This is a genomic window from Aquamicrobium sp. NLF2-7 (genome assembly GCF_022359935.1).
In the GTDB taxonomy this organism is placed as follows: Bacteria; Pseudomonadota; Alphaproteobacteria; order Rhizobiales; family Rhizobiaceae; genus Mesorhizobium; species Mesorhizobium lusatiense.
In genome coordinates this window covers 221,753-247,219 of sequence record NZ_JAKSED010000001.1, presented here as the reverse complement: position 1 = coordinate 247,219, position 25,467 = coordinate 221,753, and the positions used below count along the sequence as shown (strand labels likewise).

The window sequence follows — 25,467 nt, the reverse complement described above, 5'->3', positions numbered from 1 at the left end:
GCCACTCCCCCGGCTACCCACTCCATTGAACACGCGCGCGACCGGCAGTCAGATCGGCAAGCAGGCGCTCTATGTCAAATGCCGCATCCTTCGGCACATCGAAGCAAAGCTCGGCCCCACTCTCATTGAACCGGGGCGCGTGAAGCTTCGCATCCGGCACGGCCTCCAGCCTCGACTGCACAAGCGACAGATCGCTGAACCCGCAGGCGACCGTGGCTGACAAGGTTTCCACCAGCGGTTTTCTGGCAGCCTCATGCAGACATGACGCCGCCGTTCCGCCATAGGCACGGATCAGCCCACCGCTTCCAAGCAGCACGCCGCCGAACCAGCGCGTGACCACCACCGCCACGTTATCCAGCGATTGACCGTCAATGGCCTGCAAGATCGGCTTTCCCGCCGTCCCGCCGGGCTCTCCGTCATCGCTGAACCGGTAATTTTGCCCCACACGCCACGCCCAGCAATTGTGATTTGCGGTGCGTTCGGCATGCATATCTATAAAGGCTCTGGCCGCAGCTTCATCGGCGACAGGTCCTGCCACGGCGACAAACCGGCTCTTTTTGACTTCGAGCCGCGCGGATACCGTGTCGATAAGTGTAAAAAGCTTGCTCATTTCCCCCATGTATCATGAAAGCGAACGCCTTAGCGGCGGCGACGACGCTCCCACCATACGGCGGCGCGTCTGCGCCAGCGGCGCACACGGGCGAATTCATAGGAGAGTATCAGAAGCCCGAGCGGAATCATCCAGAAGCCCAGCACCGGCAGGAAGCCGAAACAGCCGAGCACCATAAGGGCTATGCCGATGGCGATGCGCGCACGGCGCGACCGCGGCAGGGTAAACTCCTTGCCCAGCAAAGTGATCTTCCGGCGCGTCTCTTCACAACCGTTTGAGGAATCGTCCTGAATCATAATTCTCCATGCACCGTTCAGATGCGTATCCGGCAACACGACATCTCGGCAAATCCGCGGTTCAGCCCATGTTTCTGCTCTTAACCTCCGGCTCCTGACGGCTGGCTGTGGGGTCAATATGGCCACAGGCCTGCGACATTTCGAGCAGGTCTGTGAAAATGGTGTAAAAAAAGCGAAATGCTTCTTTGCAAAGCCGAAAAGGGTTTGCTATAGGCTGCCTCGTTCACGCAAGAGCCTGCTGTTCCCCGGTAGCTCAGCGGTAGAGCAACCGGCTGTTAACCGGTTGGTCGATGGTTCGAATCCGTCCCGGGGAGCCACTTCAAGTGGCAAAGGCATGTGAATTATCCCTTCGATTATCTGGTATGCCTTGCTTAGTGCCTGTCCGGGCATGCTTGAGCCTGTGATCTGCCGGCTGCGGATCAGCACATATGCTGACGCATTATACCGATGCTACAATTGTCAAGCTGCGCTCGCCTCCCTGATACGTTGAGAACGGTATCCGGCCAGCATCTTGCCGATGCCGAAAACAATCTTCTGCGACCATCCGCGACACAGGTGACAAGTCTGCACGACTAGTCTATGCATTCGGGCGTCGGGGGGCCTCACAAGGGCTTCAACTGTTTGCGGGAGAGAGCAGCGCAAAGCTGCCGCCGAAGGGGAAATCGCCCGAAATCTCTCAGGCAAAAGAACCGTAAGCAGGAACGACACTCTGGAAAGTCGAGGCATTGCTGCCTCGCGCCGAAGGTGTAAGTGCCGCCGACAGAGTTCCGGTTGCACGAGTCTCTCAGGCTTCAGACAGAGGGGCACGAATGGTCGCCGTTGCGGCCGGTTTCGTGTTGTTCTGGAGAAGTTATGGCAGGCCCTGAAGACAAGCACCTACCCCTTGAAGATCTGCACAAACAGGCTGGAGCGCGCTTTGGCGCCTTTGCTGGCTGGTCCATGCCGCTGACCTATCCGGCCGGCGTCATGAAAGAGCATCTGCACACGCGCGAACATGTCGGCGTGTTCGATATCTCGCACATGAAGCTGATCGAGCTTTCCGGCAGCGGTTCCGGCGCGCTTCTCGAACGCGCCTGCCCTCTTGATTCGGCGGCGCTGCCGCTGCTTCAGTCCAAATATTCCTTCCTGCTCAACGATGTCGCCGGCATCCTCGACGACGTGATCGTCACCCGTCTTGGCGATGACCGCTTCATGCTGGTGGCCAATGCCGGCAATGCGGCACAGGATGAGGCGCATCTGCGCAGCCTCGCTGAAGGGCTCGACGTCACCATCGATCCGCTCGATCGCGTGTTCCTCGCCATTCAGGGGCCCGAAGCCGAAGCCGCGCTCAACAAGGCCGGCGTCGAAACCGGCGCGCTCCTCTTCATGCATGGGGTCGAGCCACGCGAAGGTTGGTTCCTGACACGTTCGGGATATACCGGCGAAGACGGCTTCGAGATTGGCCTTCCGGAAAAGGACGCTCGCGAACTGCTCGAAAAACTGTTCGCCGACGAGCGCGTGATGTGGGTGGGCCTTGCCGCCCGTGACAGCCTTCGCCTCGAAGCCGGTCTGTGCCTGCATGGCAACGACATCACGCCCGACACCAATCCGGTAGATGCGGCGCTGATGTGGGCCGTGCCGAAGAGCGTGCGCGCCGAAGGCCGGTTCGTGGGCGCAGACGCGTTGCGCGACCTGATTGCCCGCGGCGCTTCAGAAAAGCGCGTCGGTCTCAAGCCGGAAGGACGCCAGCCGGTGCGCGCCGGCGCTTCCCTCTTCGATGCGGACGGCAATCCCGCCGGCCGCATCACCTCGGGTGGTTTCGGTCCTTCGGCCGGACACCCGGTCGCAATGGGCTACGTGCCCGCCACTCAGGCAGCCGTTGGTAACAGGCTGTATGCCGATGTGCGTGGCACGAAAGTGCCGGTCGACATACATGCCCTGCCCTTCACACCGCATCGCTACCGCAAAGGATAATGCTCATGGCAACGACCTATTACACCGAAGACCACGAATGGCTGCGCGTCGAGGGCGATGTGGCGACCGTCGGCATCACCGACTATGCGCAGGAGCAGCTTGGGGACCTCGTCTTCGTCGAACTGCCTGAGACCGGCAAGAGCCTGAGCAAGGGCGACACAGCCGTCGTGGTGGAATCCGTCAAGGCAGCGTCGGACGTCTATGCGCCCATCGATGGGGAAGTGACCGAAGCCAACGAGGCGCTCTCCTCAGACCCGGCACTGGTGAATTCCGCCGCCACCGGCGACGGCTGGCTGTGGAAGATGAAGCTTTCCGACACGAGCCAGCTCGACGGTCTCATGGATGAAGCGGCCTACAACGCCCATATCGGCTGACAGGACAAGACAATGACCACGGCACCCTTTACTTTCACGGATCGCCATATCGGCCCCGGCGATGACGATGTGCGCGCCATGCTCGCCCGCATCGGCGTCGCTTCGGTCGATGAACTGATCGATCAGGCTGTTCCGAAATCGATCCGCCTCGATCGCGCTCTCGCCCTGCCGGCTCCGGCCAGCGAAGCCGAAGCGCTTGCCGAACTCTCGGCAACCATGTCGCGTAATGTCGTCATGAAGAGCTTCATCGGCGCGGGCTATCATGGCGTTCAGGTGCCGCCGGTCATTCAGCGCAACATGTTCGAGAACCCGGCCTGGTACACGGCGTATACGCCCTATCAGGCCGAGATCAGCCAGGGCCGCCTGGAAATGCTGTTCAATTTCCAGACGCTGGTGTCGGAGCTGACCGGCCTGCCGGTGGCGTCCGCCTCGCTGCTCGATGAAGCCACGGCTGCCGCCGAGGCCGTCGGCATCGCCGTGCGTCATCATCGCGACAAGCGCAACAAGATTGCGCTCGCCGGCGTACCGCTGCCGCAGACCCTCGATGTTCTGCACACCCGCGCCGAGCCGCTGGACATCGTGATCGATGGCGACACGATCGATGACGACACCGCCGCGCTCGTCGTTTCATGGCCGGACGCCAATGGCGTCTATGGCGACCACAAGGCGGCGATCGAGAAGGCGAAGGCAGCCGGCGCGCTGGTCATCTTCGTGTCCGATCCGCTGTCGCTGACCGTTACCAGCTCGCCGGCAAGCCTCGGCGCGGACATCGCCGTCGGTTCCATGCAGCGCTTCGGCGTGCCGATGGGTTTTGGCGGTCCGCATGCGGCCTATTGCGCCGTTTCGGAAAAGCTGACCCGCCTGATGCCCGGCCGCCTGGTCGGCCAGTCGGTCGATGCGCATGGGCGCCCCGGCTTCCGCCTCGCGCTGCAGACGCGTGAGCAGCACATCCGCCGCGACAAGGCGACGTCCAACATCTGCACCGCGCAGGCCCTGCTCGCCAATATGGCCACCGCCTATGCCATCTGGCACGGTCCGTCCGGCCTGAAGGCTATTGCCACCCGCATCCACAGGCTCGCCAACGGACTGGCCGCAGGGCTGACCGCCGCAGGTGTGAAGGTGCTCGGCAGCCGCCGCTTCGATGCGGTCACCGCCGAAGTAAAGGGCAAGGCAGAGGCGATTGCCGCTGAAGCCGAGAAGGGCGGCAGGCTGCTGCGCGTCATCGATGCCGATCATATCGGCATCGCCTTCGACGAGACCTCGACCGAAGTCGACCTCGAAGCCATTGCCACGCTGTTCGGCGCCAAAGCCACCGCCGCCGCTTCGGACAGCCTGCCCGGCAAGCCGCGCGGCGGGGAGTTCCTCACCCAGCCGGTGTTCCACGAAAACCGCTCCGAAACCGACATGATGCGCTATCTGCGCAGGCTGGCCGACAAGGATCTGGCGCTCGACCGCGCCATGATCCCGCTCGGCTCCTGCACCATGAAGCTCAATGCGGCGGCTGAAATGATGCCGGTGAGCTGGCCGAGCATCGCCAACCTGCATCCCTTCGCCCCGAAGGCACATACGCTCGGCTTCCGCGACATGATCGCCAAGCTCGAAAGCTGGCTGGCCGAGATTACAGGCTTCGATGCCGTGACCCTGCAGCCCAATGCAGGCAGCCAGGGCGAATATGCCGGCCTGCTCGCCATTCGCGGCTATCACAAGTCGCGCGGCGAAGGGCACCGCAACATCTGCCTCATCCCCTCCTCCGCGCATGGCACCAACCCGGCTTCCGCCGCGATGGCCGGCATGAGCGTTGTGGTGGTGCGCTGCACCGATGACGGCAACATCGACATCGACGATCTGAAGGCCAAGGCCGAACAGCACGGCGCCAATCTGGCGGCCCTGATGTTCACCTACCCGTCCACGCATGGCGTGTTCGAGGAAGGCGCCAAAGACATCTGCAACATCGTGCACGCGCATGGCGGTCAGGTCTATTTCGACGGCGCCAACCTCAATGCGCTGGTCGGTCTCGCTCGCCCCGGTGACATCGGCGCCGACGTCTGCCACATGAACCTGCACAAGACCTTCTGCATCCCGCATGGCGGCGGTGGCCCGGGCGTCGGGCCGATCGGCGTGAAGTCGCATCTGGCTCCGCACCTGCCGGGCCATGTCGCGGAAGGGTCCGCTCATGCGGTTTCGGCAGCCCCCTTCGGCAGCGCATCGATCCTGCCCATCACATGGATGTATATCCGCATGATGGGCCCCACCCTGAAGAAGGCGACGGAAATTGCCATTCTGTCCGCCAACTATCTGGTGGCGCGGCTCGGCAACCACTTCTCGGTGCTCTACCGGGGCCGTGGCGGACGCGTGGCGCATGAGTGCATCCTCGACACGCGCGTGCTCAAGGACCGTTCCGGCATCACCGTCGACGACATCGCCAAGCGACTGATCGACTACGGCTTCCACGCTCCCACCATGTCGTTCCCGGTTGCCGGAACGCTGATGGTGGAACCGACGGAATCCGAGCCGAAGGCTGAAGTCGATCGTTTGTGCGAAGCGCTGATCGCCATCGCGGACGAAGCCGCCAAGGTGGAAAAGGGCGTATGGCCGGCCGATGACAACCCGCTGATCAATGCGCCGCACACGGCATCCGAGGTTCTGGCCGGCGAGTGGACGCATCCTTATTCGCGCATGGAAGCCGCCTACCCGGCTGAAAATGCCGACAGCATCGTCAAATACTGGCCGCCAGTGTCGCGTATCGACAACGTGGCCGGCGACCGCAACCTTATCTGCTCCTGCCCGCCCGTGTCCGAATATAGTGACGCGGCCGAGTAAGCCGATCCGGTAGAAAACATGGCAGAGGCCGGCGCAAAATGCCGGCCTCCTGCTTTCCAGGGCAGTGTCTGGCTTTTCAGCGTAGCGTTTGGAACCGTCCGGCCCTTGCTCCCCGCGCCAATCCTCTGTATTGCGTGGAAACGATCCTGAACAGAACCGGAACCTTGGTCGCGCTCGCCCCCAAAGCGTGGCAGACTAACCGGTGATTCGCAGCCTCCGCTCACGGACCCGCATGGACGACAGCAACGATCTTTTCGCCCGCATCGATGACAAGCCGCAGCCGGTGCGCACACCTGCACGCCCGGCCGATCCGCTTGTGGAAGCGGCCCGCAAGGCGGCGACGGCTGCTGCCCCGGTAGCCTCCCCGCCGCCGAAGCCTGTGCCTTCCGCGCCTGCGCCAATCGGCGACGGATACAGCGCGGCCGACATCGAGGTTCTGGAAGGGCTGGAGCCGGTTCGGCGCCGGCCCGGCATGTATATCGGCGGCACCGACGAAAAGGCGCTGCATCATCTGTTTGCCGAAGTCATCGACAACTCGATGGACGAGGCCGTTGCCGGCCACGCCACCTTCATCGAGGTGGAGCTTTCCGCCGACGGTTTTTTGACCGTGACCGATAATGGCCGCGGCATTCCCGTCGATCTGCACCCGAAATACAACCGCCCTGCCATCGAGGTCATCATGACCACGCTGCACTCCGGCGGCAAATTCGATTCCAAGGTCTATGAAACCTCGGGCGGCCTGCATGGCGTCGGCGTCTCCGTCGTCAACGCCCTGTCTGAGGAACTGGAAGTCGAGATCGCGCGTGGGCGCAAGCTCTATCGGCAGCGTTTCTCGCGCGGCAAGCCGCTCGGCGATCTCGAACATCTGGGCGACATCCACAACCGGCGCGGGACGAAGATCCGCTTCAAGCCGGACGACCAGATTTTCGGCAAGGGCGCGAAGTTCGATCCGGCGCGCCTCTACAAGATGGCGCGCTCCAAGGCCTATCTTTTCGGCGGCGTCGAGATCCGCTGGAGCTGCGATCCCCTGCTGATCGGCGAGAAGGACACCACGCCCCCGAAGGACGAGTTCCATTATCCGGGCGGTCTCAAGGATTATCTCGCCGCCTCGCTGGGCGGCGATTTTCAGGTCACGCGCGAAATCTTCGCCGGCAAGACCGAGCGTCAGGGTGGTCATGGCTCCGTCGAATGGGCCGTGACCTGGTACGGCGGCGACGGCTTCCTGAACTCCTACTGCAACACCATTCCGACCGGGGAAGGCGGAACGCACGAAACCGGACTGCGCAACGTGCTGCTGCGCGGCCTGCGCGCTTATGCCGATCTGGTCGGCAACAAGCGCGCCTCGGTGGTGACGTCGGAAGACGTGATGATTTCGGCCGCCGGCATGCTGTCCGTATTCATCCGCGAACCGGAATTCGTCGGCCAGACCAAGGATCGCCTTGCGACGGTCGAAGCCGTGCGCATCGTCGAAAGCGCTATCCGCGATCCGTTCGACCACTGGCTGGCAGACAACCCGCAGGAAGCCTCGAAGCTGCTCGACTGGGTGATCCAGCGCGCCGACGAACGCGTTCGCCGCCGTCAGGAGCGCGAGGTGTCGCGCAAGACCGCCGTGCGCAAGCTGCGTCTGCCCGGCAAGCTGGCCGACTGCACCCAGAATGCCGCCGCAGGTGCCGAACTGTTCATCGTCGAGGGTGACTCGGCTGGTGGCTCCGCCAAGCAGGCGCGCGACCGCGCCACGCAGGCCGTCCTGCCGCTGCGCGGCAAGATCCTCAACGTCGCCAGCGCCGGTCACGACAAGCTCACCGCCAACCAGACGATTTCCGACCTGGTTCAGGCGCTCGGCTGCGGCACGCGCTCGAAATATCGCGATCAGGACCTTCGCTACGACCGCGTCATCATCATGACCGACGCCGACGTCGACGGCGCGCACATCGCCTCGCTGCTCATCACCTTCTTCTATCAGGAGATGCCGCAGCTCATTCATGGCGGGCATCTCTACATGGCGGTGCCCCCGCTCTATTCGATCCGGCAGGGCGGCAAGGTCGCCTATGCGCGCGACGACGCCCACAAGGACGAATTGCTGCGTACCCAGTTCACCGGGCGCGGCAAGGTGGAGATCGGGCGGTTCAAGGGCCTTGGCGAGATGATGGCGCATCAGCTCAAGGAAACCACCATGGACCCGAAGAAGCGCACGCTTCTGCGTGTCGATGTGATCGATGAGGAAGCAGCAACCCGCGATGCGGTGGATGCGCTGATGGGGACAAAGCCGGAAGCACGCTTCCGCTTCATCACCGAGCGTGCCGAATTCGCCGAGGCCGACGCGCTGGACATCTGATCCTTTATGCGAGCGATGAACCGGATCAGGGACACGCTTGCAGGCCTGATGCGTCCGACGCGCGGCGACTGGGTTTTCGCACTTCGCACCACGCTTGCCGGTCTTGTCGCGCTGTTTGTGGCCTATGCCCTGCGGCTGGAGCATCCGCACTGGGCCATGATGACGGTGTTCATCGTCGCCCAGCCCGTTGCCGGCATGGTGCTGGCCAAAAGCTTCTACCGGCTGATCGGAACGCTGGCGGGCGCACTTGCAGCGCTCATCATGGTGCCGCTGTTCGGCGGACATGCCTGGCTGTTCCTCGCCGTGCTGTCACTGTGGATCGGGATCTGCACCTGGTTCGCCTCGCTGTTGCGCAATCCGGAAGCCTATGGTGCTGCCCTTGCCGGCTATACGGCAATCATCATCGGGTTGCCCGGCTTTGCCGAACCGCATCTGCTTCACGATCTGGCTCTGGCGCGCTGCGGCGAGATCGTCATCGGCATCTTATGCGCCGGCATCAGCAGCCGGCTCATGCTGCCGCAACTGGCTTCGGAAGCCATGGGAACCCGGCTGGCCGGCTGCATCAGCGACCTTGCCACTTATGCGCGAGGGGCTTTTTCAGGCGCCGACATCTCGACGCTGCGGCCCGTTCACCGCAAGCTGGTGACGGACATACAGGCGCTCAGCGAAATGCGCGCCTATGCGCGGCTGGAAATGCCCGGACGCGCCAGCCGCGCCCATTCCGTGCGGCGCGCTATCGGCCATCTGCTGTCCGCCATTTCGGCGGCCCGGATGCTGCGCCAGCACTCGCTGCCGGACAACGAGGCGCTGCAACCCATACGCGACGCGCTGAAATCGCTGGTCGACGATCTGGCCGCGCCCGGCGCCCTCGACGATACGTCCAACTTCATCGCACGCCTCGACGAGATCACAGCCATGGCGGCGATGGCGCGATCCACGGACGGGGACGATCCCGTTGCCACGGCGTCGCGGCTGGCGCTGGTGCGGGAGTTCGTCCATGCGTTGAAAGGCGCTTTGCGCGGGCTCGACATGCTGCGCCACGAGCCGGACCGGCAGAAAAGCCTGCGCCGGCAGCCGGCTCTCGTCATTCACCGCGACCATGATGCGGCACGGCGCAACGCCATCCGCGCCATGGTGGCCACGGCGCTGGTCGCTGCCTTCTGGCTGGAAACGCAATGGTCGAGCGCGGCGGGCATCGTCGTCATCGTCGCCGTCGTGGCCAGCCTGTTCGCGGCGCGGCCGTTTCCGGTCAAGGTCGCATGGGGTTTCTTCAAGGGCACTCTTCTTGCCCTGCCCTTCGCCTTCGTGGTCGGACAGGTGCTCCTGCCCGCCTTTCCCGGATTTTTCTGGTTCGCGCTGTTCGTGGTGCCGATACTGGTGCCGGCGGCACTTGCCATGGCCAATCCGCGCCTGACCGGCGTCGCGACCGCATTTGCGATCAATTTCCTCGCCTTCCTGAGCCCGCACCAGCTCATGAGCTACGACCCGGCGGAGTTTCTTGCCGGTTCCGGCTCGATACTGATCGGCATCCTGCTGGCGATCGGCGTGTTCCTCACCGTGCTTCCCGCCAATCCGCGCCGCACGGCCGAAGGCATCGTGCGCGTCATGCGTGAGGATCTGGCGCGCCTGTGCCTGCATGAGCGCATCGCAAAGCGATCCGCTTTCGAAAGCCTCGCCTACGACCGGATAAGCCAGTTGATGCCCCTGTTGCAGGGAAGCGGAAAGGAAGGCGAGGCGCTCATCGCCGGCAGCGTGGCGGCGGTGACGGCCGGCCTTTCGGTGCTGCGCCTGCGCATTTCCATGCTGGGCAGCGGGCTGACGGCAGCAGACAAGGAAGAGGCAGGTGATTTCCTGCGCCAGGTGGCGCGCGGGCTTTTGGTGAAGCCTGCCGGCTCGTCATGGGCAGGAACGGTTGCCGAGGCTCGCCAGACAGCAGGCCGGATCGCAGCTTCCGGCAACGCCGAGGCCTTGCAGGCCGCCGCCTCCATGCGCGTTATCGCGGCGGCGATCGAGGATCACCCGGCCTTTTTCAGTCGCAGGGCCTGAATTCAGGCAGCGGCTATGGCGAGGGCGTGGCCACGCGCGTTTTCACGCAACGCATCGAGATGGATGGATTTCACCAGCGTAGCAAGATCGCCCTGCGCTCCCTGCCCGCCGAGCTCCTTCAGCATCAACCAGCTTACCTCCTGAACGCCGGCGACGCGCTTGCCGTTGGCGACCTCGCGCCAGATTCTCAGTGCACGCAGGATGATGGCATGGGTGGCATCGGCAAGGCCGGCACTTGTCAGCAAGGCACGCAGGGCAACGTCGTTGCCGGCGGCCAGCAGTGAGGCGACGCGCTGCTCGCTGCGGCGCGTCAGAACCACCAGCGCCCGGCCGAAGAAATCGATCTTGCCATGGGCAACAGTGCGAATGAGGAAGGAAGCCGTCAGGTCGCCGCGCAGGCGCAGATGCTCGGCCAGCGCCTCATGTTCATCGGCATTGGTTGCCTCTATCAGCGTCAGCGACGCCTTCGTGCAGGCATCGCGCAGCAGACGGTCGGCGCGCGCAGCACCCATCAGCGCCTGCACCAGCGGCGATCCTTTCAGCGTTTCGCCAAGCCTGACAAGCAGAGTGTGGCGGCAATCCGCTGGCAACCGCACATCGCCAACGAGCGCCTCTCGCACCGGCCCCAGATGGCCGAAACGTTCTGTCATGCGGCGAAAGCTCAGCGAGGCAATATCCGCCCCGCAGTTTTTAAGCAGCGTCACGCAGGCATCCGCTTCGCCGATCTCGGCGATTGCGGCAGCCACCTGCATCGAGACGAAGGGGCGGTCTGCCACCAGCTTCTGGGTGGCGAGGGTTCCCGCAGCAACGCGGTCGATGAGATCGGCATCCGTCAAAAGCGGCGAGCGGGCAACGACGAGAGCCGCCACTTCCGGCTGGTCTGCGGCAAGGGCAGCAATCACCTGAACCGGGGCATGCCGGCTCATGGAAAGCGCCTCGGCCATGGCCTGCCGCACCTTGGAAGACGGATCGTCGAGCAGCAGCGTCAGCGCCGCCTCGGCCGCGCAGCGGTCCTCGAAAGGCAGCGTATTGTTGACATAGGCGTGGGCGAGAGCGGCAGCCGCGGCCGCGCGTTCCGAGACCTTCGCCGTGCAGATCCACTTCAGGAAATGCGAAACAACTATCATATGCCCTGCCCCACCAGGCCAGCCCCGGCCATGCAACGCAGGATAGATTCGATGGCTTAATAAAGCGTTCACCATGTTTCAGCGTGAAGGCGACGCTTGCGGGACATGCGGCAGCGCCCTATCAGAAAGCACGAAGAGGAGAATGCAATGGCCGGTCTTTATCTTGAGGAATTCGAAGTCGGACACGTCTTTCGCCACACGCTGCGCAAGACCGTCACCGAAAGCGACAACATGCTGTTTTCGGTGATGACGCTGAACCCGCAGCCCCTGCATATCGATTTCGATTTCGCCTCGAAGACCGAATGGGGCAAGCCGCTGGTCAATTCCCTGTTCACGCTCGGCCTGATGATCGGCATCGCGGTGAACGACCTTACCGTGGGCACCACCATCGGAAATCTCGGCATGACGGACACGGTGTTCCCGCACCCCCTGTTCCATGGTGATACGGTGCGGGTGGAAACCACCGTCGTCTCGGTGCGCGAATCGAAATCCAAGCCCGATCGCGGCATCGTGGAGATGGAACACAGGGCCTACAACCAGAACGAGGTTCTGGTGGCGAAATGCCTGCGGCAGGCCATGATGCTGAAGAGGCCGGCCTGATGCGCTCGCTTCTGTTCGTTCCCGGCGATTCGGAAAAGAAGCTGGAGAAAGGCTTTTCATCCGGGACCGATGTGGTGATCATCGACCTTGAGGACTCCGTGGCGCCGGCCAACAAGGAAAACGCGCGCCGCATCGCCGCGGATTTCCTTTCCGCACGCCAGTCAGGCGGAAAGCCTGCCGTCTATGTGCGCGTCAACGATCTTTCGACCGGCCTCACAGATGGCGACCTCGCCGCAGTGGCGGGCGCGCGCCCGCAGGGCATCATGCTGCCCAAATCGACAAGCGGCGCGGACGTGCAGCAGCTTTCCGCAAAGCTGCGCGTGCATGAGGCGCAAAACGGATTGCCGGATGACGGCATCGCCATCATCGCCATTGCCACGGAGACGGCTGCATCGCTTTTCACGGGTGCAACCTATGCCGGCGCCAGCGCCCGCCTTGCCGGGCTGACATGGGGCGCCGAGGATCTGTCGGCAGCCATCGGCGCGCGTTCGGCACGCGATGCGGACGGGCGCTATACGGACGTGTTCAGGCTAGCCCGCACCGTCACGCTGCTCGCGGCATCGGCTGCCGAAACCACGGCCATCGACAGCGTGTACCCTGATTTCCGCGACCTGGCCGGGCTGGAAGCCGAATGCCTTGAAGCCGAGCGCGACGGGTTCACCGCCAAGATGGCGATCCATCCAGCACAGGTTCCCGTCATCAACGCCGCCTTCACGCCATCAGCCGAGGCCATCGAGCATTCGCAAGCCGTTGTGGCGGCGTTCGAAGCCGCCGGAAATCCGGGCGTGGTGGGCATCGGCGGCAAGATGTACGACCGTCCTCACCTGCGCCTCGCCGAGCGCCTTCTGGCACGGGCACGGGTCGCGGGTGTGACCCGATAGAGCGCGATGACTTTTCCCTGAATCGCCATCACGCTCTCCTTTTATTGAGCATGATCATCCCTGCCACGGGCCGGTGTAATCCGCATAAAGCGTTGCCGGGTCGGGGCGCGGACGGTCCTGCACTGGCCCCTCGGATGTTCCGATGTGGACGAAGCCGACGACGCGCTCGTCGGGCGCCAATCCCAGCACCGCCCTGCCTTCGGGACTATCGGAATACCAGTTGGTGATGAGATTGGTGCCGAAGCCCAGCGCATTGGCCGCGATCATGAGGTTCATCGCCGCCATGCCGCCTGAGAGGAATTTCTCCCAGCCGGGTATCGACGGGTGATGTTTGGGCGTCGAGACCACGCCGATCACGACGGGCGCGCGCGAAAACCGCGTCTGCTCCTTCATGCGTCGCCCTTCCGGCAGCGGGCCTTCCAGCTCTTCGGCAAGAGCCACCAGCCGGCGCCCGACCTCCTCACGCGCTTCGCCGCGATAGATGATGAAGCGCCACGGCGCCAGCTTGCCGTGATCCGGCACGCGGGAAGCCGCCGCGATGATCTTCGCGATCTGGACATCGTCGGGACCGGGAGCCTTCAGGTCCTGAACCGGAACCGAGGTTCTGGTCAGCAGGAAGTCCATGATCGTCTCGTTCATCGGCACGCATCCTCCGGTGGGATTGGGACCGGCGGCTGGGGCGCCCGATCTTGCGATCTGCCCGGGCATTGCCGGAAAATGGAGGCATCCGTCCACACGGATGCTGTCGGGCCTTGAAATTGCCACCAGCTTGCGGTTCAAGGCAAGGTATGTTTGCAGCGGTTCGCCGTCTTTCCCCGATCATGTTGGCCGCCGCGCTCGGCATGGCCATGTCCGTGCCATCCGGGGCACAGGACGATGACGGCATCGGCGAACTCAAACTCCCCGGCATTTCCAGCTATGCGACGCCGCACAGCGACGCCCAGCTTGCCGTCCCGGACGGAAACGTCACCCTCAGCGCACATCTCACCGAGGGCGGAGAGGACATCAGCCGCGGCATGGTGTGGCGTGTTTTCAGGCCCGAGCCGGATGCAGATGGCAAACTGCCGCTGATCGCCTCGGCTCAGGGCGGCACCACCTCGTTCGAGCTTGAACCGGGCAGCTATCTGGTCCACGCCTCCTATGGCCGGGCGGGCGCCACCAAGCGCATTTCCGTGGGCAGGCAGCCCCAGCGCGAGAGCTTCGTTCTCGACGCGGGCGGCCTCAAGCTTGACGCTGTAGCCGTAGGCGGCGGGCGCATTCCGCCGGCAAAACTGCGCTTTGCGATCTATGAGGGTGATGGCGACAGCCCCGGCGAACGCCCGCTGATCCTGCCCAACGTGCAGCCGAACACCGTGGTCCGGCTGAATTCCGGCACTTACCACATCGTTTCTACCTACGGATCGGTGAACGCCATAATCCGCTCCGACATAAGGGTCGAGGCCGGCAAGCTAACCGAAGCGACCGTGGAGCACCATGCCGCCGAAGTCACGCTGAAGCTGGTGCGTGAAGCTGGCGGCGAGGCCATTGCCGATACGTCATGGTCGGTCCTCAACGAGGCGGGCGAGCAGGTCAACGAAAGCGTTGGAGCCTTCGCGCCGATGGTTCTGGCCGATGGCGACTATACGGTGATCGCCAAGAACCGCGACCGCATCTACCAGACGGATTTCAAGGTGGAACCGGGCCGCAACCGCGAGATCGAGGTGGTGGCGTCCGAAGCCTCGGCGGTGGACCCCGAAGCCGCAGACTGACTGTTCACCACTTTCAAGGTTGCAACAGTTTTCTTCCCATGACACAAATACAGCGTTCTCAGGGCGGGGTGAAACTCCCCACCGGCGGTATGCAGGCGTAGCCTGCGAGCCCGCGAGCGCTTTCCTCCCGGCCATCTTTTCCGGCCTGTGGGGAAAGGTCAGCAGATCAGGTGCGATGCCTGAGCCGACGGTTACAGTCCGGATGGAAGAGGACATGTGGGCACCGCCGACTATGCGGGCGAAGTGCCTTCATGTGATCGCCTTGGGTGACGTGTCTGTTGCTGAAAGGAGATCGCCATGACACAAGCCCGATCAGAAGTAGCTCACCCTTCTTTTTCCCGTTCCGCGCGCTATGCCTTTATCAAGGCCAACTGGCACAGTGACATCGTCGATCGCGCGCTGGAAGGATTCACCCAGCTCATTCCCGCCGAACAGGTCGATGTCTTCGACGTTCCCGGCGCATTCGAGATGCCGCTGCTCGCCCGTGACCTCGCCCAGACAGGCCGTTATGCCGCTGTCGCTGCCGCAGCGCTTGTGGTGGATGGAGGCATCTACCGGCACGATTTCGTGGCGCAGGCTGTCGTCGACGGACTGATGCGCGCCGGCATGGATTCCGGCGTTCCCGTGCTGTCGGTGTCGCTTACCCCGCATCACTATCAGGAAACCGAGCACCACAACCGCATCTTTTCCGAGCACTTCGTCAAGAAGGGCCGTGAGGCGGCGGAGGCGGCGCTGACCATTGGCAGGACCCGCGCGCAGCTGGCTGCCGCTGCCTGAATTCAGTCATCGAAATGAAAACGGCGGCGGATTGCTCCGCCGCCGTTTTTCGTGTCCCCGAGCCCAGCCTGATCAGCCTGCGCGGGCGCGCTTGAGGTCTGGCGGGGTCGCCTCGTCGACAAGCGCCGTGATCGCCTCGTCCAGTGTCATCGACTGCTGGTCGCGGGAACCGAGGCGGCGCATGTTGACCGAACCCTCCTCGGCCTCGCGCTTGCCGCAGACGAGGATGACCGGCACTTTCGCCAGGCTGTGCTCGCGCACCTTGTAGTTGATCTTCTCGTTGCGCAGATCGGCTTCGGCAGACAGGCCGGCGGCCTTCAGCTTCGCCACCACCTGCTTCACATAGTCGTCGGCATCGGAGGTGATCGTCGCCACCACCACCTGCAAGGGCGCGAACCACAGCGGCATCTGGCCGGCATGGCTTTCGATGAGAATGCCGAGGAAGCGTTCCAGCGAACCGCAGATGGCGCGATGCACCATCACCGGCTGCTTCTTCTCCGAATCCGCACCGATGTAGAACGCGCCGAAGCGCTCCGGCAGGTTGAAGTCGACCTGCGTGGTGCCGCACTGCCATTCGCGGCCGATAGCATCCCTCAGCGTGTACTCGAACTTCGGCCCGTAGAAGGTGCCCTCGCCTTCGTTGATGCCAATCTTGATACGGTTGTCCTCACGCGCCATGCGCGCCAGCGCGCGGCGCAGGATGTCCTCGGCATGGTCCCATGCCGCATCGGTGCCGACGCGCTTTTCCGGCCGCGTGGCGAGCTTCACCACCACTTCCTCGAAGCCGAAATCCTTGTACACCGACATCATCAGGTCGTTGATCTTGAGGATTTCCGCTTCAAGCTGATCCTCGGTGCAGAAGATATGCGCGTCATCCTGCGTGAACGCGCGCACGCGCATCAGACCATGCAGAGCGCCGGACGCCTCATAGCGATGCACATTTCCGAACTCCGCAAGCCGGATCGGCAGGTCGCGGTAGGACTTCAGGCCATGCTTGAAGATCTGCACATGGCCGGGGCAGTTCATCGGCTTCAGCGCAAACACGCGCTGATCGGCATCCGGGTCGTCCGGATGGGTGAATGCGTGGGCCGACTTCACCGCGAACATGTTCTCCTGATACCAGCCCCAGTGACCGGAGGTCTCCCACAGGCTCTTGTCGAGCACCTGCGGGGCGTTCACCTCCTGATAGTCGTCGCCGAGGCGGCGGCGCATATAGGCGATGAGGTTCTGGAACATCTTCCAGCCCTTGGCGTGCCAGAAGACGACGCCCGGCCCTTCCTCCTGGAAGTGGAACAGGTCCATCTCGCGGCCAAGGCGGCGATGGTCGCGTTTCTCGGCTTCCTCCAGCATGTGCAGATACTGGTCGAGTTGTTCCTGCGTCGCCCATGCGGTGCCGTAGATGCGCGTCAGCATCGGGTTGTTGGCGTCGCCACGCCAATAGGCGCCGGCCACCTTCATAAGCTTGAAAGCGTTGCCGATCTGGCCGGTGGAGGCCATGTGCGGACCGCGGCAGAGATCGAACCAGTCGCCCTGATAGTAGATCTTCAGGTCCTGATCCTCGGGGATCGCCTCGACCAGCTCGACCTTGTAGGCCTCGCCCTTGTCGCGGAACACCTGCTTCGCCTTCTCGCGCGACCAGACTTCCTTCGTAAACGGCTTGTTGCGCTGGATGATCTCGCGCATCTTCTTTTCGATGGCCGCGAAATCGTCCGGCGTGAAAGGCTCGTTGCGGGCGAAGTCGTAGTAGAAACCGTTGTCGATCACCGGACCGATGGTCACCTGCGTGCCCGGCCACAGTTCCTGCACGGCCTCGGCCAGAACGTGCGCGGCGTCGTGGCGGATCAGTTCCAGCGCGCGGGGATCGTCGCGGGTGACGATCTCGACCTTGCCGGACCCGCCCAGCGGATCGGACAGGTCACGCAGGGTGCCGTCGAAGGTGTAGGCGACGGCCTTCTTGGCCAGCGACTTCGAGATGGATTCCGCAAGTGCAGCACCGGTCGTCGCGGCGTCATACTCGCGCGACGAGCCATCGGGAAATGTGAGGGAAACGGTATTCGACACGGGTGTTCTCCTATCCAGTCCCGCAAACGAGCGCGGGTGGGTTTGATGCGGCTTGAATGCCGAGCCGGTCTGATAGTGCCTGTTCCGGCCTGAGTAAAGGCGGCGAAGCATCGCGGTATCCCGCGATCCACCGCCGCCCGGTTCAGGGAACTTCGATGGTGATGCAGTCGTGCCGATTGCTCTTCAGCATCGCGCAGGCGCGGGTGGCGGCGGCCTGATCCTCGAAGCCCTCGAAGCGGGCGCGATAAAGCGTGCGGCCGCCGCGGGATGTGGTTTCGATCTGCGCAAGAGCTCCCGTATGGACAGTACGCACCAGCGAACCCACTTTATCAAGAAGCTCCTGTGCCGCGCCCCGGCTGGGCAGCGCCGCGACCTGAATCTGCCAGCCCGTCAGGGAAGGCACGGGAAAGCCGCCGTCGCCCTGCTCGATTTCAGGCATGTGCATCTCGGGCATGTGCATGGCAATTTCCACCGCCGGCCTTGGCGTCGGCACCGGCACATTCATCGCCACGAGAGGCGCTTCGACGGTTTCACCGTTGCTGAAGCGTGTCAGCAGCGTCGCCATCTGGTTGTCGCGCGCGCGGGCCGTTTTCCCGCCCAGCACGACGCCGATCAGGCGATGGCCGTTGAGGTTGAGGGAGCTTGCGAGATTGTAGCCGGCTGCATCGGTGTAGCCGGTCTTGATGCCGTCAACGCCGCCATAGCGATACATGAGGTTGTTGTGGCCCCTGCGCAGCTTGCCGCGGAACACGAAGGACGGCTGCGCAAACAGGCGATATTCCTTCGGAAAATCCCGCTGCAGGGCAAGGCCGAGCAGAGCCATGTCGCGCGCGGTCGTGGTCTGTTTCAGGCCATCCGTCAGCCCCGACGGGTTGGTGAAGGCCGTATCCTTCATACCGATCTGCCGGGCGCGCTGCGTCATCAGGCGCCCGAACTGAGCCTCCGAGCCGGCCAGGTGCTCGCCGATGGCAGCCGCAGCATCATTGGCGGAGACGACGATCATACCATCCACGGCTTCGCGCACGCTGATGGTGTCGCCGGGTTTCACCCACAGCTTGGTGGGGATCTTGATAGAAGCGTTGCGGGATACGGTGACGCGGTCCTCCCAGCGCAGACGGCCATCGCGGATCGCCTCGAAGGTGATGTAGAGCGTCATCATCTTGGCCAGCGAAGCCGGCGGCTGGATGCGGCTGCCACCGTCCTCGCCGACGAAAACGCCGCTGTCCACGTCGAAGACTGCCCAGGAGGTTTCGGCGAGTGCCGCACCAGCGCCCAACACGATGGAGCCAGCGGCAAACAGGGCCGCAAGAAAATTGCGGACACCCCGCCCAGCACGAAAAGCCTGCATCAAGTCCCCTCGAACGAATCGCGTCTGTGAAAAATATCGCGGCAAAATGTAAGGCCCGGGATCGAAAAAGCCGAAGCCGTTCCACCCTCACCATGGTAAATTTTTGCTAACAAATAATGAGGAAAGTTTTAACGATTGCCCATCCGGCGACACGATCTGCAGACTATCCACAGCCGCGTTTTCTGCCGATCTCGCGATACCGCCACGGCAGGAACCAGCGAAAGCGCTGTCCGAGCTGTTCGGGCACGTTGTCGATGCCGCGCGTTCCGCCCGGCCCGCAGCGCAGAAAGCGGAAAAGCCCCATCCAGCCGCCAGCCCACAGGCCATGGCGGGCGATCGCCTCATAGGCATATTCGGAACAGGTCGGCAGATGCCGGCAGGTGTTGCCGATGAAACCCGACAGCGTGAGCTGGTAGAGGCGTACCAGAGACGTGCCCAGCACGCGGCCCGGCGTTTTGCGCCACGGTCCGGCCCAGTTGCGGCCTGCCCTGCCGGCCTGCGGTGCATGATTGTGCCCGTCTGTCACGCTTTTGTCCCGGCTGATTGCTCGTCCAGACAGATGCGGTTTCCGGGCGGGCTTTGCAATGTTTCAAGGGCGCGGCGTCAAGTATAAGTGAACACTGCGTTGCCGCCTCCAGCCATTTGAATGGACGGTCGGGCCTGACTATCTTCGGCGCAACACAACGCCCGGCAACAGGCCGGACAGGAGGCCGCTATGCCCGACATTACTGAACCGCAGATCATAGAGCTCGGACTGGACACGTTCGGCGACGTCACCTTCGCCGATGACGGAACCCTGCTGCCGCAGGCGCAGGTGATCCGCAACCTGATCGATCAGGCGGTTCTTGCCGATCAGACCAAAGTCGACTTCATCGGCGTTGGCGAACATCACCGGGATGACTTTGCCGTCTCCGCACCCGAAGTGGTGCTGGCCGGCATTGCGGCACGCACGGAACGCATCCGGCTTGGCTCCGCCGTCACCGTTCTCAGTTCGGACGATCCGATCCGCGTGTTCCAGCGCTTCTCGACGGTGGACGCGATCTCCAACGGCCGCGCCGAGGTCATTCTCGGGCGGGGGTCGTTCACCGAATCCTTCCCGCTGTTCGGCTTCAAGCTCTCCGATTACGAGACGCTGTTCACCGAAAAGCTCGATCTGTTTTCGGCGCTGATCAAAGGCGGTCCGGTAACGTGGCAGGGCTCAGTGCGTCCGCCCCTCCAGGAACAGCACGTTTATCCGCCCATCGAGCATGGCACGCTGAAGACCTGGATCGGCGTTGGAGGCAGCCCGGAATCAGTGATCCGCGCCGCCCGCTACCAGTTGCCGCTGATGCTCGCCATCATCGGTGGCGATCCGAAGCGCTTCAAACCCTATGCGGATCTCTACCGCGATGCGCTCTCGCAGCTCAACGCACCTGCGCGGCCCATCGGCGTGCATTCGCCCGGCCACATCGCCGAGACGGACGAGCAGGCGCGCGAGGAACTGTGGCCGAGCTACAAGAAGATGCACGACCGCATCGGCGGCGAACGCGGCTGGGGGCCGGTGACGATCGCCGCCTTCAATTCGGAGGCCGATATGGGCTCGCTCTATGTCGGCTCCCCGGAAACGGTGGCAAAGAAGATCGCCTCCACCGTCAAGGCGCTCGGCGCCCAGCGGTTCGACCTGAAATATTCGTCAGGTCCGATGGAGCACGGGAAGATGATGCGTTCGATCGAACTTTACGGGACGCGGGTCATTCCCATGGTTCGCGAACTGCTGGCGGAATGACCTTATGAAAATCCCCCTCCCGTGACCGGGAGGGGGATTTTTTCATGCCGCTTCTCCAGCCTTCGCCTTTTCGATCTGATCGATGCAGTCGACCACGGCGTCGAACACCAGCATGGTGGAGGCATGGCGCGCCTTGTAGTCACGCACCGGCTCCAGATATTTCAGGTCGTCGAAACGCCCCTGCGGTGCAGCCCCTTCTTCCTTGAGCATTTTCAGCATGGTCTCACGCAGGTCGCGCAGTTCCTGCGCGTTCGCGCCGACGACATGCTGCGCCATGATGGAAGAGGACGCCTGCCCCAGCGCGCAGGCCTTCACATCATGCGCGTAGTCGGTGACGATGCCGTCACGCATGGACAAATCGACAACAACCGTCGAGCCGCACAGTTTGGAATGTGCTTTCGCAGTTGCGTCAGGATTTTCCAGCCGCCCGATGCGCTCGATATTTCCGGCAAAACCCAGAATTTTCTTGTTGTAGACGTCGTCGATCATGATTTTCCGGTTCCTCGCCATCAAATGGACGGCGATTGCCTTATCCACACTTTCAATCGTGGCCCTTGCTCCATATATAATGATGAGGTTCCGGGAACAGCAAGCTGCCTTTGCGCGTCTATGCTTCCGGAACCCAGTCACGCCGCATGCGGGCTTTCAAGCGATCCCGTAACAGGCTGTGGTCCGTTCAACTCGTTCCTCCACCGAGGGGAACTACGGGAGACGCCTTTATGGACGCCGTCATCAAGCAGAAAATGCCTGCCTCCTCCTATCTCGACAAACCGGTTACCGACCGGCCGACGCAGGAAGAGGTCGAAGCCGCGGTGCGCACCCTGCTGCGCTGGACCGGCGACAATCCCGATCGCGAAGGCCTGATCGATACGCCCAAGCGCGTGGCCAAGGCCTATCGCGAGATGTTCAACGGCTACGACATGTGCCCGGCCGAAGAGCTTGGCCGCACCTTCGAGGAAGTGGCCGGCTACGATGATCTCGTCGTCATCCGCGACATCCAGTTTCATTCGCATTGCGAGCATCACATGGTGCCGATCATCGGCAAGGCGCATGTCGGCTATCTGCCGGACGGCAAGGTCGTCGGCCTCTCCAAGATCGCGCGCGTGGTCGATATCTTCGCCCATCGCCTGCAGACGCAGGAATCGATGACGGCGCAGATCGCCAACGTCATCCAGGATGTGCTCAATCCGCGCGGCGTGGCCGTGCTGATCGAGGCGGAGCATATGTGCATGGCCATGCGCGGCATCCGCAAGCAGGGTTCCACCACCCTCACCTCCACCTTCACCGGCACGTTCAGCGACAATGTCGAGGAACAGATCCGGTTCATGACCATGGCGCGGGGCGGGCTGGCGCGCTAGACGCGCCTTCCCCACTTTCGCAGCCAACGCACTTACGGGAGCAGCCGGCATGGCGCTGACCTTCACCCCCGCCCCTGCGGACAAGACTGCGCTCGAACAGGAGAACGGGGCCTTCACCCCGCGCTTCGACGCCAGCGGGCTTGTCACCGCGGTGGTGACCGATGCTGCCGACGGCATGCTTTTAATGGTGGCGCATATGAATGCCGAGGCGCTGGCGCTGACGCTGGAAACCGGCATCGCCCATTACTGGTCGCGCTCGCGCAAGGCCTTGTGGAAGAAGGGCGAGACGTCGGGAAACCTGCAACAGGTCGTGGAACTGCGCACCGACTGCGATCAGGATGCGGTGTGGCTGCGCGTTAAGGTCGCAGGCCACGATGCAACCTGCCACACGGGCAGGCGTTCCTGCTTCTACAGGAAAGTGGACGTTCGCGACGGCGCTGCCATGGTTTCCGGAGACGGAACTGCCCCCCTGTTCGACGCAGATGCCATCTATCGAAAGTCTCACTGACCCACCCGCCGGCTTGCTTCTATACTGATTCACCTTTTCGATACGGGACGGGCATAGACTGAACGGAACACAAGGGAGATCGTGATGCTCGAATGGGCGTCATTACGTGGCAAACCACAGGTCAGCGAAGCCAACGGGCTATCGTCGGCCAGCGGCTCCGCAGATCCCTTTCCACCTCCGGCAAAAGGCATTGCGCTGGCACTTGGCGGCGGCTGCGCGCGCGGCTGGGCGCATATCGGCGTGCTGCGCGCGCTGGACGAAGCCGGCATCGAGATCTCCATGATCGCCGGCACCTCCATCGGCGCGCTGGTGGGCGGCTGCTACCTTGCAGGCAAGCTGGATGAACTCGAAGAGTTCGCCCGCAGCCTCACCAAGCGCCGAATCTTCGGCCTGCTCGACATCACCTTTCGCGGCAGCGGCCTGTTCGGCGGGCTGAAGCTCGATGCGCGCCTGCGCGAGCATCTCAACGGAACGCGTTTCGAGGATCTTCCCAAACCCTTCGTCGGCGTCGCGGCGGAAATTCACAGCGGGCACGAGATCTGGCTCTGGAAGGGATCGCTGATCACCGCCATGCGCTCCTCTTACGCCCTGCCCGGCATATTCGCGCCGGTGCAGTGCAACGGACGGCTCTTGGTAGATGGCGCGCTTGTCAATCCGGTGCCGGTGTCGGTGTGCCGCGCCTACGAGCAGCCGGCGGTGGTTGCCGTCAATCTCAGTTCCGACAATTTCGGCCGCGCGGCCGTGATCCGCCATGACGCCGGGAACGGAGCGACCGACGCTTCCGCCCATGCGACCGAGCAGACTTCGGCGCATGACGCACGGCTTGGTATTACCGGCGTGATGTTCGAGGCCTTCAACATCATTCAGGATCGCATTTCGCGGTCACGGCTTGCAGGCGACCCGCCCGATCTGTCGCTGCAACCGAGGCTCAGTCATATCGGGCTAGCCGATTTCCATCGCGCCAGCGAGGCGATAGATCTCGGCTACGAAGCCGCCATGGCAAATGTGGAGCAGCTCAGGCGGCTGCAAAGCGCGCTGGTCTGATCGTGCCGCCCTGATTACGATTCTGCGGCGTCGATGATCCTGAACTGGGCGCTGCGGTTGCCGTTCCAGTAGTTTGACGACAGCGAACCTGCCGTATGAATGGTCTGCCCGCGGTTCCTGAACAGGAAATCGCCAAGTGCGGTGTCGGCGGCGCGAAAGGCGATGCCCTGAATGCGACCGCCGCTATCCGAGCGCAGTTCCGCCCGGATGTGGTTTGCGCCCACCAGCCGCGCATCCACCAGCCTGTGACGCGGCAGCGCGAACACCGGCGCGACATGGCCGGTGCCGTATGGTCCTGCCTTTTCCAGGGTGTCGAGCAGTTGTAGCGTTGCGCCTTCGGCGGCAAGGGCTGCGTCAATCAGCAGGCTTTCCTGATCCTGAAGCCGGAAGACATCGGCCGCCGCCCGCTCCTCGAAGAAGGCGCGCAGTGCGCCGAGCTTTTCCTTCTCCACAGTGATGCCTGCCGCCATGGCATGGCCGCCGCCCTTGACCAGCAGCCCCGCCTCCACCGCCTCGCGCACCATGCGCCCGAGGTCGAAACCCGGAACCGAGCGACCCGACCCGGTGCCGATGCCATTTGGATTGAAGGCGATGGCAAAGGCCGGCCGGCGCGCGTGATCCTTCAGGCGCGAGGCCAGAAGCCCGACAATGCCCGGATGCCATGACGGATCGGCCGTAACGAGAACCGCAGGGCCATTGCCGCCGGCCAGCTCGGCATCCGCCTCGGCGCGGGCCTGCGCCAGCATTTCAACTTCCATCGCCTGCCGCTCCTGATTGAGGCGGTCGAGCGTTTCGGCAATGGTTTGCGCCTCGACCGGATCGTCGGTCGCCAGCAACCGGCTTCCGAGCGCCGCATCGCCGATGCGTCCGCCGGCATTGATGCGCGGTCCGATGAGGAAGCCCAGATGAAAGGCGTTGATCGGCTCGCCGATGCGGGACAGTTTCGCCAGCGCAGCAAGCCCCACATTGGACTGCTGGCGCATGATCTGAAGCCCCCTGACCACGAAGGCCCGGTTCACCCCAACCAGGGGCACGACATCGCAGACCGTCGCCAGCGCGACCAGATCGAGCAGACCCAGCAGGTTCGGCTGCGCGCTTGCGGCAAGCCGCTGGCGCAGCACCTTCGCCACCTGCACAAGCGTCAGGAACACGACGCCGGCGGCGCACAGATGCCCCTGCCCCGAAAGGTCATCGTCCCGGTTTGGGTTGACCACCGCCACGCCCTGCGGCAGCGCGCCTCCAACCTGATGGTGGTCGATCACCACGACATCGGCGCCGGCTTCCTTCGCCGCTTCGATGGAGGTCGCACTGTTGGTGCCGCAGTCGACGGTCACGATCAGCGACGCACCCCGCGCCACCAGTTCGCGCATCGCATCCGGATTGGGGCCGTAGCCCTCGAAAATGCGGTCTGGAATGTAGATTTCGGATTCGACTCCGAAATGGGCGAGAAAGCGCTTCAGCAAGGCAGAAGAGGCAGCGCCGTCGACGTCATAGTCGCCGAAGATCGCCACTTTTTCCTTGCGTGTCACGGCATCGGCTATGCGGCTCGCGGCCTGTTCCATGTCGGTCAGCGAGGCCGGGTCGGGAAGCAGGTCGCGGATCGTCGGATCGAGGAAGCGCGCAGCATCGGCAGCCTGCACACCGCGCCCGGCCAGCACCCGCGCCACGATATCGGGAACGCCGTGCCCCTGAGCGATCGCCAGAGCAATCATGTCCTGGCGGTCGCTCAGCCGGTGTTCCCAGAAGATGCCCGTCGCGGAACGCCGGACATCGAGGAAAAGACGCTTGTCGGCCATTATCTCTCGCATTCCCTGTG

At 63.4% G+C, this 25,467-nt stretch carries 22 protein-coding genes, 1 tRNA gene and 2 riboswitches; of the genes, 14 read left to right on the top strand and 9 right to left on the bottom strand.

Features of this window, described 5'->3' with window-relative positions; all coding sequences use genetic code 11:
• Positions 1–13 precede the first annotated feature (13 nt).
• Together MIC97_RS01215 and MIC97_RS01210 are read right to left on the bottom strand one after the other, a co-directional pair.
• Positions 14–619 (bottom strand): YigZ family protein, encoded by a 606-nt coding sequence (locus MIC97_RS01215; protein WP_239798533.1) that lies wholly within the window; start codon positions 617–619, stop codon positions 14–16.
• A 20-nt stretch (positions 620–639) separates the two neighbouring features.
• Positions 640–906 (bottom strand): hypothetical protein, encoded by a 267-nt coding sequence (locus MIC97_RS01210; protein WP_239798532.1) that lies wholly within the window; start codon positions 904–906, stop codon positions 640–642.
• Between the two features lie 242 nt (positions 907–1,148).
• On the opposite strand from MIC97_RS01210, the gene MIC97_RS01205 reads away from it, so the two are divergent.
• From MIC97_RS01205 to MIC97_RS01180, 6 genes are all read left to right on the top strand, one after another.
• Positions 1,149–1,223, top strand: a tRNA-Asn gene (locus MIC97_RS01205).
• A gap of 297 nt (positions 1,224–1,520) precedes the next feature.
• A riboswitch (glycine riboswitch) is annotated at positions 1,521–1,608 on the top strand.
• 150 nt (positions 1,609–1,758) lie between these two features.
• Positions 1,759–2,859: a glycine cleavage system aminomethyltransferase GcvT gene (gene gcvT, locus MIC97_RS01200; RefSeq protein WP_239798531.1), complete on the top strand. Its 1,101-nt coding sequence runs from the start codon at positions 1,759–1,761 to the stop codon at positions 2,857–2,859.
• Between the two features lie 5 nt (positions 2,860–2,864).
• Complete coding sequence (gene gcvH / locus MIC97_RS01195) at positions 2,865–3,233, top strand: glycine cleavage system protein GcvH (protein WP_239798530.1); 369 nt, start codon at positions 2,865–2,867, stop codon at positions 3,231–3,233.
• 12 nt (positions 3,234–3,245) lie between these two features.
• A complete protein-coding gene (gene gcvP / locus MIC97_RS01190) occupies positions 3,246–6,053 on the top strand; it encodes an aminomethyl-transferring glycine dehydrogenase (RefSeq protein WP_239798529.1) in 2,808 nt (935 codons plus the stop codon).
• 232 nt (positions 6,054–6,285) lie between these two features.
• The gene (gene parE, locus MIC97_RS01185; protein WP_239798528.1) at positions 6,286–8,388 is read left to right on the top strand and encodes a DNA topoisomerase IV subunit B; all 2,103 of its coding nucleotides are present in this window, start codon (positions 6,286–6,288) and stop codon (positions 8,386–8,388) included.
• 15 nt (positions 8,389–8,403) lie between these two features.
• The gene (locus MIC97_RS01180) at positions 8,404–10,434 is read left to right on the top strand and encodes an FUSC family protein (RefSeq protein WP_239798527.1); all 2,031 of its coding nucleotides are present in this window, start codon (positions 8,404–8,406) and stop codon (positions 10,432–10,434) included.
• Between the two features lie 2 nt (positions 10,435–10,436).
• Here MIC97_RS01180 and MIC97_RS01175 read toward each other — a convergent pair whose 3' ends face one another.
• The gene (locus tag MIC97_RS01175; RefSeq protein WP_239798526.1) at positions 10,437–11,561 is read right to left on the bottom strand and encodes a DUF2336 domain-containing protein; all 1,125 of its coding nucleotides are present in this window, start codon (positions 11,559–11,561) and stop codon (positions 10,437–10,439) included.
• Between the two features lie 147 nt (positions 11,562–11,708).
• Between MIC97_RS01175 and MIC97_RS01170 the strand changes: the two genes are divergently transcribed.
• Both MIC97_RS01170 and MIC97_RS01165 read left to right on the top strand, forming a co-directional pair.
• Complete coding sequence (locus tag MIC97_RS01170; RefSeq protein WP_239798525.1) at positions 11,709–12,161, top strand: MaoC family dehydratase; 453 nt, start codon at positions 11,709–11,711, stop codon at positions 12,159–12,161.
• Complete coding sequence (locus MIC97_RS01165; protein ID WP_239798524.1) at positions 12,161–13,042, top strand: CoA ester lyase; 882 nt, start codon at positions 12,161–12,163, stop codon at positions 13,040–13,042. Before MIC97_RS01170 ends, MIC97_RS01165 begins: the two co-directional genes overlap by 1 nt.
• A gap of 54 nt (positions 13,043–13,096) precedes the next feature.
• Here the strand turns inward: MIC97_RS01165 and MIC97_RS01160 are convergent, their stop codons facing one another.
• Complete coding sequence (locus MIC97_RS01160; RefSeq protein ID WP_239798523.1) at positions 13,097–13,681, bottom strand: nitroreductase; 585 nt, start codon at positions 13,679–13,681, stop codon at positions 13,097–13,099.
• Positions 13,682–13,890: 209 nt separating this feature from the next.
• Between MIC97_RS01160 and MIC97_RS01155 the strand changes: the two genes are divergently transcribed.
• Together MIC97_RS01155 and MIC97_RS01150 are read left to right on the top strand one after the other, a co-directional pair.
• The gene (locus tag MIC97_RS01155; protein WP_239800995.1) at positions 13,891–14,790 is read left to right on the top strand and encodes a hypothetical protein; all 900 of its coding nucleotides are present in this window, start codon (positions 13,891–13,893) and stop codon (positions 14,788–14,790) included.
• 50 nt (positions 14,791–14,840) lie between these two features.
• A riboswitch (FMN riboswitch) is annotated at positions 14,841–15,008 on the top strand.
• 79 nt (positions 15,009–15,087) lie between these two features.
• Entirely contained in the window at positions 15,088–15,567 is a 480-nt protein-coding gene (locus MIC97_RS01150) for a 6,7-dimethyl-8-ribityllumazine synthase (RefSeq protein ID WP_183829304.1), read from the top strand.
• A gap of 72 nt (positions 15,568–15,639) precedes the next feature.
• Here the strand turns inward: MIC97_RS01150 and thrS are convergent, their stop codons facing one another.
• The 3 genes from thrS to yidD form a co-directional block, all read right to left on the bottom strand.
• Positions 15,640–17,628, bottom strand: a complete 1,989-nt coding sequence (gene thrS, locus MIC97_RS01145) for a threonine--tRNA ligase (RefSeq protein WP_239798522.1) — start codon at positions 17,626–17,628, stop codon at positions 15,640–15,642.
• Between the two features lie 142 nt (positions 17,629–17,770).
• Positions 17,771–18,976: a D-alanyl-D-alanine carboxypeptidase gene (locus MIC97_RS01140; RefSeq protein WP_239798521.1), complete on the bottom strand. Its 1,206-nt coding sequence runs from the start codon at positions 18,974–18,976 to the stop codon at positions 17,771–17,773.
• A 163-nt stretch (positions 18,977–19,139) separates the two neighbouring features.
• Positions 19,140–19,502, bottom strand: coding sequence for a membrane protein insertion efficiency factor YidD (gene yidD / locus MIC97_RS01135; protein WP_239798520.1), 363 nt, complete (start codon positions 19,500–19,502; stop codon positions 19,140–19,142).
• Positions 19,503–19,691: 189 nt separating this feature from the next.
• Here yidD and MIC97_RS01130 point away from each other — a divergent pair, with 189 nt between their 5' ends.
• Positions 19,692–20,741 (top strand): LLM class flavin-dependent oxidoreductase, encoded by a 1,050-nt coding sequence (locus MIC97_RS01130; protein WP_239798519.1) that lies wholly within the window; start codon positions 19,692–19,694, stop codon positions 20,739–20,741.
• Between the two features lie 42 nt (positions 20,742–20,783).
• Here the strand turns inward: MIC97_RS01130 and MIC97_RS01125 are convergent, their stop codons facing one another.
• Complete coding sequence (locus tag MIC97_RS01125) at positions 20,784–21,230, bottom strand: iron-sulfur cluster assembly scaffold protein (protein ID WP_239798518.1); 447 nt, start codon at positions 21,228–21,230, stop codon at positions 20,784–20,786.
• A 230-nt stretch (positions 21,231–21,460) separates the two neighbouring features.
• Here MIC97_RS01125 and folE point away from each other — a divergent pair, with 230 nt between their 5' ends.
• From folE to MIC97_RS01110, 3 genes are all read left to right on the top strand, one after another.
• Positions 21,461–22,099, top strand: coding sequence for a GTP cyclohydrolase I FolE (gene folE, locus MIC97_RS01120; RefSeq protein WP_239798517.1), 639 nt, complete (start codon positions 21,461–21,463; stop codon positions 22,097–22,099).
• A 49-nt stretch (positions 22,100–22,148) separates the two neighbouring features.
• The gene (gene hisI, locus MIC97_RS01115; RefSeq protein ID WP_239798516.1) at positions 22,149–22,607 is read left to right on the top strand and encodes a phosphoribosyl-AMP cyclohydrolase; all 459 of its coding nucleotides are present in this window, start codon (positions 22,149–22,151) and stop codon (positions 22,605–22,607) included.
• 84 nt (positions 22,608–22,691) lie between these two features.
• Positions 22,692–23,651, top strand: a complete 960-nt coding sequence (locus tag MIC97_RS01110) for a patatin family protein (RefSeq protein ID WP_239798515.1) — start codon at positions 22,692–22,694, stop codon at positions 23,649–23,651.
• A gap of 14 nt (positions 23,652–23,665) precedes the next feature.
• Here the strand turns inward: MIC97_RS01110 and recJ are convergent, their stop codons facing one another.
• Entirely contained in the window at positions 23,666–25,447 is a 1,782-nt protein-coding gene (recJ, locus tag MIC97_RS01105) for a single-stranded-DNA-specific exonuclease RecJ (RefSeq protein ID WP_239798514.1), read from the bottom strand.
• Positions 25,448–25,467: the final 20 nt, after the last annotated feature.